The following is a 15,646-nucleotide window of genomic DNA, read 5'->3' as shown; positions in this document are numbered from 1 at the left end:
ATAAGTTTCAGACGGCACATCGTTATTTTACCTGCCGATTAAGCCACCACACTAGCGAGAGCATCACAGGCACTTCCACCAGCACACCGACCTCCGTTGCCAATGCCACCCCCGAGTGCAAACCGAACAAAGAAATCGCCACCGCCAATTCAAAAAAATTACTCGTGCCAATCAAGCACTCAGGGGCGGAAATTTCGTGTGGTAATTTGAGCTATTTTGCCAAAACGTGAGCCAAGACAAAAATGCCGTAAGTCTGTGCCAGCAAGGGAATGGCAATCAGCAAAATAATCAAGGGATTGGCAATAATGGTTTGGGCTTGAAAGGCAAACAGCAACACCACCGTCAAAATCAAACCCATAATGGAAAAAGGTTTCAGGCTGCCTGAAAAATATTCCGCTATTCTTTTTCTTTAATACCTTGAATAATCTGACACTTATCAACCGTTTTATTTTCACAACCCACAAATTGCATTAAAAAAGTTTTAACTTGTTGTAGTTCTGTGATTTGTTCGTCCAAATATGCCAAATGTTGCTCGGCAAGTGCATTGATTTCATTGCATTGTTTGTTGGGCGTTTGTTGTAATTGCAACAGCGTTTTGATGTTACTTAAAGAAAAACCGATATTACGGCAAGTTTTAATAAAGCGTAATTGTTCTAACTGATTTTCATCAAACACACGATAGCCATTTTGTTGATGTGTGGGGGCGATTAAGCCTTGTTTTTCATAATAACGAATGGTTTCCAAATGTACGCCTGTTTGTTCACTGGCTTGTTTTATTTTAAAAAATTTTGACATTTTGGCTTGACCCTGTAATGACTACGGAGTTTATAGTATAGCAAATTTCATCTTAAAACAGGAGCAAAAAAATGGCGTGCCAAAATTGTTGTGGTTCAAATCAGCCCATTCATCAATCGCCCAAGTACAAAAAAGCCTTGTGGATTGTCTTGATATTAAATTTATCAATGTTTTTTGTGGAAATTGTGATGGGGGTTAAATCGGGTTCAACTTCGCTGTTGTCGGACAGTTTGGATTTCTTGGGCGACAGTGCCAATTATTTGATAAGTTTGATTGTTTTGCCAATGGCGTTAAGTTACCGAGCCAAAGCATCTATGGTTAAGGGGCTAACGATGGGCGGTTTTGGTTTATTTATTTTAATGACGACCATTTATCGTGTGTTTTATGGGGAAATGCCCAGTTATTCTGAAATGAGCATTGTCGGATTTTTGGCGTTATTGGTCAATGTGTCGGCAGTGTTGATATTATTAAAATTTCGTGATGGCGACAGCAATGTCCGCAGTGTGTGGGTGTGTTCCCGAAACGATGCGATTGGTAATGTGGCGGTAATTTTGGCGGGTATGGCAGTTTATTTTTTTCAATCAAAATATCCTGATTTAATTGTGGCGTTTGTTTTGGCATTTTTGGCATTACAAGCCAGTCAAGAAATCATCAAAAGGGCTTGGGCGGAATTAAAAGTCAGTTAATTTAAAACACCGTTTGGATTGATGTTCAAGCGGTGTTTTTATTTTTAAATTTTGCAAAATATTTTCAGGCTGCCTGAAAAATTATCCAATTAGACAAATTTTTAATCCAATTAGGCAAGAAACACACCGCCCAAAATGCTAGAATAGCCAGTCAATTTTTGAGAAAATTTAATGAAAAAAATGTTTATCGGTTTTTTAATCATCATCACCGTTTTGGTGCTTGTTGTCGTGGCGTATTTGCAATTACCCTTATTTGGGGCAAACCCAACAGGCGAACGCCTTGCCAAAATTCAAACTTCACCACATTATAAAAACGGTCAATTTCATAATTTATCCGACACGCCCACTTGGACAGGCGAGAGTTCTATTATCAAAGGTTTATACCGTTTTTTATTTGAAAAAGATAAAAATGTCGCCCCAAAATCGCCCATACCGTCCATTAAAACCGATTTAAATACTTTACCCAAAAATAAAGATTATTTTGTTTGGCTTGGACATTCGTCTTATTTGCTACATTTAAATCAAAAAACTTATTTGATTGACCCTGTTTTGGTATCGGCAACGCCCCTGCCTTTTGGGGGAAAACCATTTAAAGGGGCGGATATTTATACGCCCGATGATATGCCAAAAGTGGATTATCTGATTATTACCCACGACCATTATGACCATTTGGATTATGACACGATTAAACCAATGAAAGATAGGATTGGGCAAGTAATTACAGGGCTTGGCAACGGCGAACATTTTGAACGCTGGGGATTTTCGCCCAATCAGCTTGTTGAATTGGATTGGTATCAGGCGATTAAATTGGGCGAATTAAACATTACCGCCTTGCCCACTCGCCATTCATCAGGGCGTGCTTTAAAACAAAATCAAACGCTGTGGGCATCATTTATGTTACAAGCGGGCAATAAAACCATTTATATCGGTGGCGATAGCGGTTATGATGTGTTTTTTAAAGACATTGCCAAGCAATTTCCTAATATTGATGTGGCGATTATGGAAAATGGGCAATATGATAAAGACTGGGCGAATATTCATTTTTTGCCTAACGATTTCATTCAAGCGGTCAAAGATTTAAATCCCAAAAAATTATTGGCGGTGCATAATAGTAAATTTATCCTTGCCAAACACGCTTGGAATGAACCGATGGTATTATTAAGCCAATCCGCCCAACAAGAAAATTTACCGCTTTTTACTCCTAAAATAGGCGAAGTATTCTACCTTGATGACAATCCCAAGTTTGAAAAATGGTGGGAAGGGGTGGAATAGTGGATAATAAAAACACCGCTTGCAGAAATAAAAGCGGTGTTTTTTGTTTTAAGCCCCAAAAAACTGTCAAAAACCTTGCTATTAGTCCTAAAATCGACTATAATATGTGAAATTAGTAATTTTTAGGACTAATTTTAATTTTCCCAATTTAATTCATTTGCACTGATATTGATGATTGGCTCGTAAATATTTTTGCAATGTCTATGATAAGGTCAATTATGAAATTTCTTGCAACATTTTTGGTTTTGGTGGTCATATTGGAACATTTTTTTATTATGATTTTAGAAATGTTTATGATACCAAGCCGACTTGCCAAAAAAAGTTTTGGTTTATCTTATGATTTTATGGCACAAAAACAGGTACAAACTTTATTTAGCAATCAAGGGCTTTATAATGGTTTTTTGGCAACTGGATTATTGTGGGCGTATTTTATTGCTCCGCAAATAGTACAATTTCAAGCGAGTATTTTATTTTTAAGTTTTGTGCTTATTGCAGGGCTTTGGGGTGCTTATACTTCCAATAAAGCCATTTTAATAAAACAAGGCTTGCCTGCATTATTGGCAATCCTTATTTTATGTTTAAGTCAATAATGATTTTTGTAGGTAGATAATAATGAACCAAACCCAACTCGCCCGCCTTGCCGAACTCACCGCAAGCCTTGATAGCACCTTTGAAAGCTATGCCAAAACCCAAACCGTGCTATTAAGCGAAATGTTTATTTTATACAGTTTTTATCACAAAAAATCCTTAACCCAAAAAGACATTTGTGATGAATGGGCATTGCCCAAACAAACGGTACATACCATTTGCAAAAATCTTATCAATCAATCTTTTGTAGAAATGCAGGATAATCCCAGCGACAAACGAGCCAAATTATTAAGCCTAACCGACACAGGCGAAAATTATGCCAAAAGTATCATCGCTCCATTATTGGGAATAGAAAATAACACCGCCCAAAGTTTTGGTATTGAGCAACTAGAAAAGTTAATTGATGAATTTGCCATTTTGGAGCGGTTATTTAATGAGCAAATGAACACTTTCATCAATCGTATAAATCAGTAACTACGCCAAATGGCGTTGATAAAAATTGGGAGCTTATGATGCATTGGTCTGTATTATTGGGCATTGCCATTGTTAGCGAAGTGTTTGGCTCAACGATGTTAAAACTATCGCAAGGCTTTACCAAGCCTTTGCCATCTATTGGTTTTGTGCTGGGTTTTGGCTTGGCGTTCTATTTGCTGTCATTGGCGTTAAAAAGCATTCCTTTGGGAATGGCGTATGCGATTTGGTCTGGCGTGGGCTTGGTTTTGACGGCGATTGTGGGCGTGGTGGTGTTTGGCGAAAAGGTCGATTTTTGGGGAATTGCGAGCATTGGCTTGATTTTGGCAGGTGTGATAATGATGAATACGCTGTCCAAAATGGGTGGGCATTAAAAAAAACACCGCTTGGGGGAAAATTCAAGCGATAAAAATAAAGTCCTATCAACGTTATTAAGAGCGGACAGGACTTTTATGATCTTTATAATTTCTAGTATTAAGGGGTTGAAATAACAGCTTTAGGTGTGGTTTTTCTTTGGTGAAAATAAGCGGTAATAAGCAACATAGCATAAAGTATTGCCCCCATCAGCCATAACAGACCATCCCAATAAGCGACGCTATAACTATAAATAAAGGCAAATAAAAGGGGACCAATGATCCCGGTAATATTGGTTAGGCTCACCAGAGTACCTTGTAATTTCCCTTGCGCATTATCATCGACAGATTTTGATAAATAACCTTGTAATGCGGGTTGCCCCATACCTCCTGCCGCTAAGCAAATTAATGCTGGTAAGATGACCCAAACGTGGCCTATCCACGCTAATAATAAACAGCCCATCATATCAATAGACATACTGATCATAATGGTGGTTTTTTCGCCCCATTTTTGTGCCAATTTCCCAGCGACAATCGCCTGAAAGAAAATATGTAATACACCCAGAACCGCCAAAGACATACCGATAGAAGTTGTGTTCCAATCAAAACGATATTGTGTAAACAGCACCCAGATGGTGGCAGGAATTTGCCCGATAAGCTGGATAATAAAATAGGTTGCTAACCAAAAGTAGAGGCTTTTCTTAAAAAAAACAGTGACTGTATTTGAGGCAGTTTGGTTTTCAGGTGTCCTATTGGCAACAAGCGCTTCTCTTTTTTGTGTTTCTCGGAAAAAGAGCAAAGAGAGTATTAATAATATCGAGTGTGAAATAGCGGCAAAAATAAATGGCATATGAGCACTGATATCACCTAATAATCCCCCTAGCATTGGGCCGATAATAAGGCCAACACCAAAAGCACCACCTAAGAAACCAAAATAGCGAGTTCGATTTTTAGCGGGAGTCACATCACTCATCGCTGATGCACATACGGCACCTGTTGCGCCTGTGATCCCCGCAATGATGCGCCCAATATAGAGCATCCAAAGTGTGGTTGAGAATGCCATTAAAAGATAGTCGAGTGCCGCGCCTAAAAGGGAAAACAGCAAGATGGGTTTTCTGCCGTATTTATCAGACAGTCGTCCTAGAATAGGAGCAAAAATAACCTGCATGGTAGCATAGAGCGCTAATAGCACACCGTAATGGGTTGCCAGTGAATTTTCACTGACAAATTCATTTAATAGAGTAGGGAGTACTGGCATGATAAGCCCGATACCAATGGCATCTAATACGGTGATCAGCAGTATAATAATAATTGATTTATTCATTGAGATCCTAAAAATCTATCAGTGATAGAGTGGGTGTAATATATCTCTATCAGTGATAGATTGTCAAGGCTATTTTATTTTGAGGTAGGTAATGGCAAAGCTAGATAAAGAACAAGTTATTGATAATGCGTTGATTTTACTTAATGAAGTTGGTATTGAAGGATTAACAACGCGTAAGCTGGCGCAAAAAATAGGTGTGGAACAACCCACATTGTATTGGCATGTAAAAAATAAACGCGCTTTGTTAGATGCATTAGCAGAAACTATTTTGCAAAAGCACCATCATCATGTTTTGCCATTGCCGAATGAAACATGGCAGGACTTTTTGCGAAATAACGCGAAAAGCTTCCGCCAAGCCTTATTAATGTATCGTGATGGTGGCAAAATTCATGCGGGAACACGCCCCTCTGAAAGTCAATTTGAGACATCAGAACAGCAACTACAGTTTTTGTGTGATGCTGGGTTTAGTCTATCTCAAGCCGTGTATGCATTAAGCTCTATTGCGCATTTTACATTAGGCTCCGTACTGGAAACTCAAGAGCATCAAGAAAGCCAAAAAGAGCGTGAAAAAGTAGAGACGGATACTGTTGCCTATCCGCCATTATTAACCCAAGCCGTTGCAATTATGGATAGTGATAATGGTGATGCTGCATTTTTGTTTGTCCTTGATGTGATGATCTCTGGACTTGAAACAGTATTAAAGAGCGCTAAATAAATCTAAATTCGCTGACGCCCTTTTTGGCTAATTAGTTGCCCTTGTATGTCAGCGATACCAATGTGAGCAATACAACCTGCATTAAATTGTAAATAGTCATCTTCGATGCCATCAGAGAAAATTACGCCATTCTCTGGCATCAAAGATCCTAATTGCAGTGGTGAGTCAGGCTCAATAGTGCCAAAAGTCAGTGCAACACCTGTTGTTCTACTTGGAAATGGCTCTCTTACACTAAATTGTAGCTTTCGATCACTCCAGCTAAAGCCTTGTAATAGAGGGTGCGAAGCTTCTCCTGTAATTGCCATCGCACCAGCAAGAATAGATTGAAACCACCCCGTTGATCCCAATCCTGTTGATACAATAATGCCTGATGAAGATTGCACTTCTTCAGCGCCATTCCATTGCAAAATATACTGTGCGGAAGTGTGGCTTTTAGGGCCAATAAATAAGTCATTAACCGCTAATAAGGATTGACCATCATTGGTTGTTGCTTGTGCAAAAGTGACCGTTTTAAATGGCATTTTTTTATTAATGGGTTTAAAAACGGTTTTTGTTTTGATAATCAACCTTTAATTTGGAGAATTGTTATGAACGACATCATCAAAAACCCAAACGCCCACTGCGGTTGCCAATCTTGCACAGGGCAAAATTGCAATCCAAAATGCAACTGCCAAAATGGCGAGCCGTGCATTTGTCAAAACTGCACTTGTGGCGATTGTGATTGCAAGTAATTGATTAGCTAAAAACATTGGGCGGACTTATGTTTGCCCAATGTTTGCCAAATCCCATTTTGATAAGGAAAACTGTAATGAAAATGTTTAAAAACCGTGCCGTACAATTATCTGCCCTTGCCCTTATTTTGGCGACTTTAACCGCTTGTGCCGACGGCAAAAACGAAGTGCCGACGCACTCGATGGTAGGCGACAATAACCACACCCAAACCACCCACGACAGCCCAAATAACCAAAACGGGCACGCAGAGATGAACCACGCCCATATGAACCACTCTGCTATGGCGATGGACACTCAAAATGCTCCGCCCCATACCCAAGCCTATCTTGCAATGATGAACAAGATGGGCGATGAGATGAGCAAAGCGGGCAATCTTGCTGATGCTGATACCGCTTTTGCCAAAGGTATGATTCCGCACCATATCGGAGCAGTTGAGATGGCAAAAGTACAGCTTGAATTTGGCAAAGACGAAACAATGAGAAAACTTGCCCAAGCGATTATTGATGGACAACAAAGTGAAATCGACCTGATGAACGCTTGGCTGGCGGGTAAAGATACCGCAACCCAAAACCCGCAAGCCCCGCACGCCAAGGCCTATGCCGCAGGCAAGGCGCACCACGAGGCGATGATGGCGGCAATCAATGAGCCAAACCCTGATGTTGCCTTTGCCAAAGCAATGATTCCGCATCATCAAGGGGCGGTCGAGATGGCAAAAGTGCAATTACAGTTCGGCAAAGACGAAAAAATGAAAAAGCTCGCTCAAGACATCATCAAAGCCCAAGAACCTGAAATCAAGCTGATGCAAGACTGGTTAAAACAGTAGGGGCAATAAGGCAAAAACACCGCTTTTGATAAAGCGGTGCTTTTGAGGTCGTCTGAAAACAGGTTTAAGGCTTTTTCAGACGGCATTTGGGGTTTTCAGGCAACCTTTAAAACAAGCCCCAAGGAAATGATGATGCCGACTTGTCGGACACATCGGCAAGCGATGTTCTGAACCTTCTGCTTTTTCAGACGGCATCGGTATTTGCAGGCAGCCTGAAAAAAACCGTCATTCTGACCGGCCCAATCCGTACCTGCTTTTTCGGTAAACGACCGGTGATGACCCTATGAACCCAACAGGAGAAATTGTGATGAAGCAAGAAACACACAAACCACCCAAACACCACGAGTGCCGACACGGACACGGACAGCACCGCCCTGTGCAGACACCGTCCGATGCAGCGGCTGCTTCGGGCTACACCTGCCCGATGCATCCGGAAATCCGGCAAGACCGCCCCGGCAACTGCCCTCTTTGCGGTATGGCATTGGAGCCGCTGATGCCTGAATTGGACGACGACAATCCGGAGCTGCGTGATTTTTCCCGACGCTTTTGGTACACGCTGCCCCTGACGGCGGCAGTGCTGGTGCTGGCGATGTTCGGCGAGCGTCTGAACCTGATGGATATGGCCGCACAAAGCTGGGTAGAGCTGGTGCTGTCGCTGCCGATCGTGCTGTGGGCGGGGCTGCCGTTTTTCTCACGGGGTTGGCAGTCGCTGGCAAACCGTAGTCCCAATATGTGGACGCTGATTGCACTGGGAACGGGTGCAGCCTTCGTTTACAGCGTTGTTGCCACCGCTGCACCCGGCATCTTTCCGGCATCGTTTGTATCGATGGGGCGGGTCGGCGTGTATTTTGAGGCGGCGGCCGTCATCATCTCGCTGACCTTGCTCGGCCAGATGCTCGAACTCAAAGCCCGGTCGCAGACTTCGGCGGCAATCAAGACCCTGCTCGGACTGGCGCCCAAAACCGCACGGCGTATCGACCCGGGCGGTGCTGAAGAAGATGTGCCGCTCAGCCACATCCACATCGGCGACCTTCTGCGTGTGCGCCCCGGCGAAAAAGTGCCTGTCGATGGCGTGGTGGTTGAGGGCGCAAGCTCGGTAGATGAATCGATGCTGACCGGCGAGCCGCTGCCGGTGCGCAAAGCCACCGGCGACAAAGTCATCGGCGCCACGCTCAACACCGGCGGTGCGCTCGTCATCCGCTCCGAGCGCATCGGTTCGGAAACCGTGCTTTCGCAGATTGTCCAGATGGTGGCCCAGGCGCAGCGCTCCAAAGCACCGATGCAGCGTATGGCCGACGGGGTGGCAGGCTATTTCGTACTGGCGGTTGTCGCCGTCGCCGTTGCCACTTTCTTTGTCTGGGGCGTGTTCGGCCCGCAACCGTCTTGGGTGTTCGGGTTGATCAACGCCGTTGCGGTCTTGATTATCGCCTGCCCCTGTGCACTGGGACTGGCCACGCCGATGTCGGTGATGGTCGCCACAGGACGCGGGGCAGGCAGGGGCATATTGTTCCGTGATGCCGCCGCTATCGAAAACTTGCGGCGAGTAGACACTTTGGTGATTGATAAAACCGGCACACTCACCGAAGGCCGACCCGCCTTTGACCGTGCCGTTGCGGCAGCAGGCTTTTCCGCCGAGGAAGTGCTGCGTTTGGCCGCCAGCTTGGATCAGGGCAGCGAACACCCGCTGGCCGACGCCATTGTGCAGGCCGCACGGGCACAACAGCTGAAGCTGAGCAAACCCGAACAGTTTGATTCAGGCAGCGGCATCGGCGTGAGCGGCGTGGTTGAAGGGCGTGCGCTGGCACTGGGCAACACGGCGTTTATGCAGCAGAACGGGCTTAGCGTCGAACCACTGTTCGAGCAGGCCGAATCCCTGCGCAGTGAAGGTGCCAGCGTGATATATCTGGCTGCGGACGGACATCTTGCGGGACTGCTTGCCGTCTCCGATCCTGTAAAAGACAGCACCCCCGAAGCATTGGCCTCGCTCAAAGCAGCCGGCCTGCGCATCATTATGGCAACCGGCGACGGATTGACCACGGCAAACGCCGTGGGCGCAAAACTGGGCATCAACGAAGTGCACGGTGAAGTCAAGCCCGCCGACAAACTGGCACTGATCGAGCGGCTTCAGAACGAAGGGCGGGTGGTCGCAATGGCAGGCGACGGCATCAACGATGCCCCCGCACTGGCCAAAGCCGATGTCGGCATCGCAATGGGTACCGGCACCGATGTGGCAATGAGCAGTGCGCAAATCACGCTGGTCAAAGGCGATTTGCGGGGTATTGCCACCGCACGCAAATTGTCTGAGGCCACCGTGCGCAATATGAAGGAAAACCTGTTATTTGCCTTCTTATACAACGGCCTGGGGGTTCCCGTTGCCGCCGGCGTGCTGTACCCCTTTACCGGCTGGCTGCTCTCGCCGATGATTGCCGCACTGGCGATGAGCCTAAGCTCGGCATCCGTGGTCGGCAACGCTCTGCGGCTGAACAACAGCAGGCTATGAGCGTAAAGAAACGGCAAGAAAACTTTACCCGGCGCCCACAAAAAAGCCCTTGACCCTAACGTAGGGTAAGGGCTTACACTGAGCCCAAGTTTTCAAAAAACCGTTTCACCCAAACCTTTAAGGAGACCGACGATGAACACCCTAAGCAAACTGGCAAAAAACAAAAAAGCCCTGTTGGTATTGGCGGCTGCCGCCTTCGCCGTCATCGCCTTTGCCAAGCCCGCACTTTTGCCCTTCGCCCTGTTGATGCTCTGCCCCCTGATGCACCTGTTTATGCACGGCGGACACGGCAGCCACGGCACGCACAATGCCAAAACCGAAGCGGTGAAGATAACACACCGCCCCAATCTTGACACAGGAGACAAATAATGGATCGCAGAAAATTTTTACTCTACGGCATCGGCATCGGTGCGGCAGGCGCGTCTTGGTATGCCTTGTCGCGCTTCGGAATGAACGGGCAGCCTATGGATATGGGCGGCCAAGGGCACCAAATGGCGTCCGGCACGATGGGCGGTATGGGCAATATGCAGGGAACGGGAAAACTGATGCCGTCTGAAATGATGCCTTCGGGCCAGCCGCTTAAAGATTTGCCTAGGCTTGCCAACGCTTCATCGCAGGCGGGCGTGTTTCAGGCAGCCATTACGGCCGCGCCGGTGAAAATCACAATGGCGGGCGGCAAAGAAACCGAGTTTTGGGCGTATAACGGGCAGCTGCCCGGGCCGCAGATTGAAGTGTACGAGGGCGATACGGTGGAAATCACCGTAACCAACCGCCTGCCGCAGCCCACCACCGTGCACTGGCACGGGCTGGATGTGCCCAACGACGCCGACGGTAACCCACAAGACCCGATAGAGCCGGGGCAGAGCAAAACCTACCGCTTCATCCTGCCCGAGGGCAGCGCCGGCACTTACTGGTATCACCCGCACCCGCACAATTATGTTTCCGAGCAGGTCTACAAAGGGCTGGCCGGTACGCTCATCGTCAAAGCCAAAAACGATGTGCTCGCCCACAGCGAACAGTACTGGCTGATTTCCAACTTGCGCCTGAATGAAGACGGCAGCATTCCGCCCAACACAATGCTCGACTGGATGAACGGGCGTGAAGGCGAATTCGTGCTGATTAACGGGCAATACCGCCCGAAAATCAAGCTCTCCGGCAACGAGCGCCTGCGTATCTGGAACGCCACCAGCGCCCGCTACCTGCGCCTGAAAATCAAAGGTGTGCAGTGGATTGTGGTCGGCACCGACGGCGGCCTCTTGGAAAAACCGCTTGCCCCCGCCGACGAGCTGTTTTTAGCCCCCGCCGAGCGGGTGGAAGTGTTCGCCGTCGGTCAGGCGCAGACCACGGCCGAACTCACCAGCCTGTACTACGACCGCCGCAAAATGATGGTGCAGGAAAAAGCCGCCGACCTGAACCTGGGCGAAGTGCAATTCACCCCCGCCGATGCCGCCCTGCCTGCCGCCTTGCGCACACTGCCTGCGCTGCCTGCGCCTGTGGTCAAGCGTGAAGTGGTGTTCAGCGAACAAATGAAGCCGATGCAAAACACGCAAAGCCAAGGCGGTATGCAGGGAATGGATCACGGCGCAATGGCGGGTGAAATGGCGGGCGCGATGCAAAACACCATTCCCCAAGATATGGTAGGCGTGTTTTTGGTCAACGGCAAAACCTTCGATATGAAGCGCGTGGACTTTGTCGGCAACGAAGGCGATGTCGAAGAATGGACGCTGGCCAACCAAAGCCATATGGATCACCCCTTCCACCTGCACGGCACGCAGTTTGAAGTGCTGCAAACCAGCCTGAACGGCAACACCGCCCCCGCGCCTTACCGCGCCCGCAAAGACACGGTCAACCTGCGCCCGGGCGAAACCGCCGTCATCCGCTTTATCCAAGGAAACAAGGGTCTCAAAATGTTCCACTGCCATATCTTGGAACACGAAAATCTGGGAATGATGGCAATGTTGCAAGTGAAATAAACCCCGAACCGCTTTTTCAGACGGCCTTGCTTGATTAAGCCTGCCTGAAAAATCCCCAAACCACTTAACCCACGACGAGGCAAAACAATGAACAAATCCTTTTTTGGCAAAACCTTGGCCCTATCAGCCGTCTTGGCAAGCGTGGCAGGCGTAGGCTGGATGCTCGCCAACCCCGCCCCCGCAGAGGCCAAACCCGTACTGGAAGTGTACAAAAGCCCAAGTTGCGGCTGCTGCGGCGAATGGGTCAAGCATATGCAGGACAACGGTTTTAGCGTGAAAATCCACGACACCGGCAACAGCCAAATCCGCACACAAATGGGCATATCGCCCAAATACGGCTCCTGCCACACCGCCGTGATTGACGGCTACGCCGTCGAAGGGCACACGCCCGCATCAGAAGTCAAACGCCTGCTTGCCGAACGCCCCGACGCCGTCGGCATCGCCGTGCCCGCAATGCCCATTGGCTCGCCGGGAATGGACGGTGAAGCGTACGGCGGCCGAAAAGACCCCTACGATGTGCTGCTGCTGGGCAAAAACGGCACGCACAGCGTGTACCAAAGTTATCCTTGAACGCTCGGCAAAAAAACCAGCCTGAAAACGCTCATCAGTTTTCAGGCTGAATTTTTCTCATCAAAGCGTCAAAAACCGCTGTTTTTTACCACCGATAAGTGCTTCTTGCGGTAAAAAACAGCGGTAAAACGGCAAATTGTGTTTTTTAAGACGGCCTTCTTAAATTAAACCTGCCTGAATTAACCCTGCCTGAAAAAACCGCCAAAAAACTTTGTCAGCCCTTATCCTCACCGCTCTCCGCCAAGCCTTTTAAAATCGGGCAGTCGGGGGCGTTGTCGCCGGTGCAGGCGTCGCTCCACGCCTGCAAGGTGGCTTTCATCTGTGTCAGTTCTTCGATTTTCTGGGTCAAAAATTCAATGTGCATATTTGCCAACGCTTTGACTTCACAGCTTTTGCGGTGTGGATTGTCTTGCAGTGCCAAAAGCTCGCCAATTTGGGCAAGCGAAAAGCCCACGCCCCTTGCTTTGGCGATGAATTTTAGGCGGTCAAGCGTATCATTGCCATAAATACGATAGCCTGATGCACTGCGTGAAGTGTTTGATAACAAACCGACTTTTTCATAATCACGGATTTGCTTGATGGACAGCCCTGTGGCTTTGGACGCTTGACCGATGTTCATTGTTGCTCCTTGTTTTGGCGTTTGTAAAAAATTGTCAATCCGCAAAAATAATCCTTGACCCTAACGCAAGGTTAGGTTTTATGATACGCTCATCAAAACAAAAAAGCAATGTTTTTAGTGGCTTAAAAACGGTTTTTGTTTTGATAATCAACCTTTAATTTGGAGAATTGTTATGAACGACATCATCAAAAACCCAAACGCCCACTGCGGTTGCCAATCTTGCACAGGGCAAAATTGCAATCCAAAATGCAACTGCCAAAATGGCGAGCTGTGCATTTGTCAAAACTGCACTTGTGGCGATTGTGATTGCAAGTAATTGATTAACTAAAAACATTGGGCGGGCTTAGGTTTGCCCAATGTTTGCCAAATCCCATTTTGATAAGGAAAACTATAATGAAAATGTTTAAAAACCGTGCCGTGCATTGGGACTAAACCGTGCCGAGATGATGTATCGGGAAGGGGCGTATGTGATTGACCCTGTGTTCCCTGCGACTTTGGGTTATGCAGGGGCAGGCGTGGTCGTGGCAGTGGGCGATGACGCTGGCGAATTTCAAATCGGCGACAAAGTGAGCGTCTGATCTGCACCCCAAAAGTTGGACTAAAAACCAACTGATTAAGGTGCAGATTTTTTATGACGAAATCCCTCTATTTTTATAGTTAGATACCACTATTCCACTTTAAACATCCCCATCATACCGAGATTTTCATGTTCTAAAATATGGCAATGGTACATTTTCAACCCAGTATGTCCTTGCTTAAAGCGAATAATCACTTTTTCATAAGGGCGTAAATTAACCACATCTTTTAACGCTCTGCCTTCTGGCTTAAAGGTTTTACCGTTTAACGTATGTTGAATTACTTCAAATTGAGTGCCGTGTAAATGGAATGGATGATCCATATGGCTTTCATTGAAGATTTCCCACTGTTCCACTTCATTCAATTTGGTAACAAAATCAATACGGTTCATATCAAAGGTTTGACCGTTGATTAAGAACATACCATTCATCATTGGTGGAATAGGGTTGTCCGTTAGTGTTGTAGTAGCGTGATGTGTACCGTGATTCATCATTGGCATATTCGTATGGTTCATCATTTTTTCACTAAAGCGAATTTGGCGAACCTGCTTTGGCTCATCCCAGTTAGGCAAGGACCTTAAGCTTTCAGGTAACTGAACAGGTTCTGATTTCACCTGAATTGTGGCTAAAGTGAGATCTTTAGGCTGTTCTTGAACCATCATCTTACGGCGATCATAATAACCGCTTTGTAAATTGGCTGTTCCTTGCGTTTCACCCACCATAATCACTTCAACGCGTTCGGCTGGTGTAAGTAGCAGTTCATCAACAGGCGAGCGAGGTTTTTCAAGTAAACCACCTTCGGTACCCACCACAATCCATTTCACCCCTGGAATGTTTAAACGAAAATAACGAGCGCTAGTGGCATTCCAAAGACGGATTCGTTCATTCGTTTTCACTTGAATCTGGGGCTGATATTGACCGTTGATTAACACAAATTCACCCTCACGACCGTTCATCCAATCTAACATCGTGTTTGCTGGAATGGTGCCATCGGCATTTAAACGCAGATCGGAAATCACCCAATGTTGTTCAGGAAGGTGTGCAAGCGGATCATTTTTCGCTTTAACAACGAAAGTGCCTGCTAAGCCTTTATAGACTTGTTCGGAAACATGGTCATGTGGATGAGGGTGGTACCAATATGTCCCAGCACTGCCTTGAGGTAGCGTAAAGCGATAGACTTTTTTCCCTTGCGGTTCAACCATATCCATCGGGTTACCATCCGCCTCATTTGGTACATCTAAGCCGTGCCAATGTACTGTTGAGGGTTGTGGTAGGTGATTGATAAATTCAATTTCTACGGTATCTCCTTCAAATACTTCAATTTGTGGCCCTGGTAGTTGTCCGTTATAAGCCCAAAATTCCGTTTCTTTATTGTCTGCGAGGCGAATTTTAATTGGCTCTGCTTTTAAAGTGGCTTTGAACAGTCCAGCTTGAGTCGATTGATTAGCAAGTTTTGGTAATATCCCATTAAGCGATAAACCTGAAGGCATTGCCTCAGTTGGCATTAGGCCAGTAGGTACTGAATGCATCATCGCCATATTGCCATGTTGTGCGTGGTTCATCATATTCGCGAGGCTATAAAGCGAGCTACTGGCTAAGCTAATTCCAATTCCATAACGTAAAAAATCTCGACGTTTCATTCTTTCCCCC

Annotated in this window: 19 protein-coding genes and 1 pseudogene; 12 read left to right on the top strand and 8 right to left on the bottom strand. The window is 46.5% G+C overall.

The window, feature by feature from the left end; genetic code table 11:
* Positions 1–22: 22 nt before the first annotated feature.
* Positions 23–382, bottom strand: a pseudogene (locus HSM_RS11205) (arsenic resistance protein); the annotation flags it as partial.
* Positions 383–396: 14 nt separating this feature from the next.
* Positions 397–795, bottom strand: a complete 399-nt coding sequence (locus HSM_RS08975; protein ID WP_012340851.1) for a Cd(II)/Pb(II)-responsive transcriptional regulator — start codon at positions 793–795, stop codon at positions 397–399.
* A gap of 71 nt (positions 796–866) precedes the next feature.
* On the opposite strand from HSM_RS08975, the gene HSM_RS08970 reads away from it, so the two are divergent.
* The 5 genes from HSM_RS08970 to HSM_RS08950 all read left to right on the top strand — a co-directional run bounded on the left by HSM_RS08970 (position 867) and on the right by HSM_RS08950 (position 4,186).
* Positions 867–1,481 (top strand): cation diffusion facilitator family transporter, encoded by a 615-nt coding sequence (locus HSM_RS08970; RefSeq protein WP_012340850.1) that lies wholly within the window; start codon positions 867–869, stop codon positions 1,479–1,481.
* 171 nt (positions 1,482–1,652) lie between these two features.
* Positions 1,653–2,753, top strand: coding sequence for an MBL fold metallo-hydrolase (locus HSM_RS08965; RefSeq protein WP_012340848.1), 1,101 nt, complete (start codon positions 1,653–1,655; stop codon positions 2,751–2,753).
* Positions 2,754–2,971: 218 nt separating this feature from the next.
* Positions 2,972–3,343 (top strand): DUF1304 domain-containing protein, encoded by a 372-nt coding sequence (locus HSM_RS08960; RefSeq protein WP_012340847.1) that lies wholly within the window; start codon positions 2,972–2,974, stop codon positions 3,341–3,343.
* 22 nt (positions 3,344–3,365) lie between these two features.
* Positions 3,366–3,815, top strand: coding sequence for a MarR family winged helix-turn-helix transcriptional regulator (locus tag HSM_RS08955; protein WP_006248865.1), 450 nt, complete (start codon positions 3,366–3,368; stop codon positions 3,813–3,815).
* Positions 3,816–3,853: 38 nt separating this feature from the next.
* A complete protein-coding gene (locus tag HSM_RS08950) occupies positions 3,854–4,186 on the top strand; it encodes a DMT family transporter (protein WP_006248866.1) in 333 nt (110 codons plus the stop codon).
* A gap of 100 nt (positions 4,187–4,286) precedes the next feature.
* On the opposite strand, the gene tet(H) is transcribed toward HSM_RS08950, so the two are convergent.
* Positions 4,287–5,489: a tetracycline efflux MFS transporter Tet(H) gene (gene tet(H), locus HSM_RS08945; RefSeq protein WP_006248867.1), complete on the bottom strand. Its 1,203-nt coding sequence runs from the start codon at positions 5,487–5,489 to the stop codon at positions 4,287–4,289.
* A 91-nt stretch (positions 5,490–5,580) separates the two neighbouring features.
* Between tet(H) and tetR(H) the strand changes: the two genes are divergently transcribed.
* Entirely contained in the window at positions 5,581–6,204 is a 624-nt protein-coding gene (tetR(H), locus tag HSM_RS08940) for a tetracycline resistance transcriptional repressor TetR(H) (RefSeq protein WP_006248868.1), read from the top strand.
* 2 nt (positions 6,205–6,206) lie between these two features.
* Here tetR(H) and HSM_RS08935 read toward each other — a convergent pair whose 3' ends face one another.
* Both HSM_RS08935 and HSM_RS08930 read right to left on the bottom strand, forming a co-directional pair.
* Positions 6,207–6,725 (bottom strand): diacylglycerol kinase catalytic domain-containing protein, encoded by a 519-nt coding sequence (locus HSM_RS08935; protein ID WP_006248869.1) that lies wholly within the window; start codon positions 6,723–6,725, stop codon positions 6,207–6,209.
* 48 nt (positions 6,726–6,773) lie between these two features.
* Positions 6,774–6,953: a hypothetical protein gene (locus HSM_RS08930; protein ID WP_010787307.1), complete on the bottom strand. Its 180-nt coding sequence runs from the start codon at positions 6,951–6,953 to the stop codon at positions 6,774–6,776.
* A gap of 59 nt (positions 6,954–7,012) precedes the next feature.
* Between HSM_RS08930 and copM the strand changes: the two genes are divergently transcribed.
* The 5 genes from copM to HSM_RS08905 all read left to right on the top strand — a co-directional run bounded on the left by copM (position 7,013) and on the right by HSM_RS08905 (position 12,802).
* Entirely contained in the window at positions 7,013–7,759 is a 747-nt protein-coding gene (gene copM / locus HSM_RS08925; RefSeq protein ID WP_012340846.1) for a CopM family metallochaperone, read from the top strand.
* Between the two features lie 307 nt (positions 7,760–8,066).
* A complete protein-coding gene (locus tag HSM_RS08920; protein ID WP_012340845.1) occupies positions 8,067–10,259 on the top strand; it encodes a copper-transporting P-type ATPase in 2,193 nt (730 codons plus the stop codon).
* 132 nt (positions 10,260–10,391) lie between these two features.
* Positions 10,392–10,628, top strand: a complete 237-nt coding sequence (locus HSM_RS08915) for a DUF2933 domain-containing protein (protein WP_025235801.1) — start codon at positions 10,392–10,394, stop codon at positions 10,626–10,628.
* Complete coding sequence (locus HSM_RS08910; RefSeq protein ID WP_012340844.1) at positions 10,628–12,232, top strand: multicopper oxidase family protein; 1,605 nt, start codon at positions 10,628–10,630, stop codon at positions 12,230–12,232. The genes HSM_RS08915 and HSM_RS08910 overlap by 1 nt, the downstream gene beginning before the upstream one ends.
* Positions 12,233–12,319: 87 nt before the next feature.
* Positions 12,320–12,802, top strand: coding sequence for a DUF411 domain-containing protein (locus tag HSM_RS08905; RefSeq protein WP_025235803.1), 483 nt, complete (start codon positions 12,320–12,322; stop codon positions 12,800–12,802).
* 214 nt (positions 12,803–13,016) lie between these two features.
* On the opposite strand, the gene cueR is transcribed toward HSM_RS08905, so the two are convergent.
* Both cueR and HSM_RS08895 read right to left on the bottom strand, forming a co-directional pair.
* Entirely contained in the window at positions 13,017–13,421 is a 405-nt protein-coding gene (cueR, locus tag HSM_RS08900) for a Cu(I)-responsive transcriptional regulator (RefSeq protein ID WP_012340842.1), read from the bottom strand.
* 154 nt (positions 13,422–13,575) lie between these two features.
* Positions 13,576–13,755 (bottom strand): hypothetical protein, encoded by a 180-nt coding sequence (locus HSM_RS08895; protein WP_006248870.1) that lies wholly within the window; start codon positions 13,753–13,755, stop codon positions 13,576–13,578.
* A gap of 109 nt (positions 13,756–13,864) precedes the next feature.
* Between HSM_RS08895 and HSM_RS08890 the strand changes: the two genes are divergently transcribed.
* The gene (locus tag HSM_RS08890; RefSeq protein ID WP_015587091.1) at positions 13,865–13,999 is read left to right on the top strand and encodes an alcohol dehydrogenase catalytic domain-containing protein; all 135 of its coding nucleotides are present in this window, start codon (positions 13,865–13,867) and stop codon (positions 13,997–13,999) included.
* A gap of 89 nt (positions 14,000–14,088) precedes the next feature.
* On the opposite strand, the gene HSM_RS08885 is transcribed toward HSM_RS08890, so the two are convergent.
* Entirely contained in the window at positions 14,089–15,636 is a 1,548-nt protein-coding gene (locus HSM_RS08885) for a multicopper oxidase family protein (RefSeq protein WP_012340840.1), read from the bottom strand.
* Positions 15,637–15,646 lie beyond the last annotated feature (10 nt).

Origin of the sequence: Histophilus somni 2336 (genome assembly GCF_000019405.1) — a bacterium.
GTDB classification, from domain to species: Bacteria; Pseudomonadota; Gammaproteobacteria; order Enterobacterales; family Pasteurellaceae; genus Histophilus; species Histophilus somni.
The sequence above is the reverse complement of the archived record's forward strand: the minus strand, read 5'-3'. Positions and strand labels throughout refer to the sequence as shown.